Raw genomic sequence first — 1087 nt, 5'->3', positions numbered from 1 at the left:
AAGGCCGAGACACGAGACGAGCTCCCAAGGGAGTGAAGTTGTTGATGCCCTGCTTCCAGGAAAAGCTTCTAAACTTATGATTATATGAACCGTACCCCAAACCGACACAGGTGGTCAGGTAGAGAATACTAAGGCGCTTGAGAGAACTCGGGTGAAGGAACTCGGCAAAATTGTACCGTAACTTCGGGAGAAGGTACGCCTCTGTTTGTGAACACTTCGCGTGGTAAGCAAATGGAGGCCGCAGTGACCAGGTGGCTGGGACTGTTTATTAAAAACACAGCACTCTGCAAACTCGTAAGAGGACGTATAGGGTGTGACACCTGCCCGGTGCCGGAAGGTTAATTGATGGGGTTAGTCTTCGGACGAAGCTCTTGATCGAAGCCCCGGTAAACGGCGGCCGTAACTATAACGGTCCTAAGGTAGCGAAATTCCTTGTCGGGTAAGTTCCGACCTGCACGAATGGTGTAACCATGGCCACGCTGTCTCCACCCGAGACTCAGTGAAATTGAAATCGCAGTGAAGATGCTGTGTACCCGCACCTAGACGGAAAGACCCCGTGAACCTTTACTACAGCTTGGCACTGAACATTGAACCTACATGTGTAGGATAGGTGGGAGGCTTTGAAGCACAGTCGCTAGATTGTGTGGAGCCGTCCTTGAAATACCACCCTTGTATGTTTGATGTTCTAACATTGGTCCCTTATCGGGATTGTGGACAGTGTCTGGTGGGTAGTTTGACTGGGGCGGTCTCCTCCCAAATAGTAACGGAGGAGCACGAAGGTTAGCTAATCACGGTCGGACATCGTGAGGTTAGTGCAATGGCATAAGCTAGCTTAACTGCGAGACAGACACGTCGAGCAGGTACGAAAGTAGGTCATAGTGATCCGGTGGTTCTGTATGGAAGGGCCATCGCTCAACGGATAAAAGGTACTCCGGGGATAACAGGCTGATACCGCCCAAGAGTTCATATCGACGGCGGTGTTTGGCACCTCGATGTCGGCTCATCACATCCTGGGGCTGAAGTCGGTCCCAAGGGTATGGCTGTTCGCCATTTAAAGTGGTACGCGAGCTGGGTTTAGAACGTCGTG

1 rRNA gene is annotated in these 1087 nt (G+C 51.4%); it reads left to right on the top strand.

The annotated features are described in order from the left end of the window. Positions 1–1087, top strand: a 23S ribosomal RNA gene (locus AC27KT_RS19735); the annotation flags it as partial.

Source organism: Alteromonas sp. 5NW40-0090 (assembly GCF_057552975.1).
The sequence above is the reverse complement of the archived record's forward strand: the minus strand, read 5'-3'. Positions and strand labels throughout refer to the sequence as shown.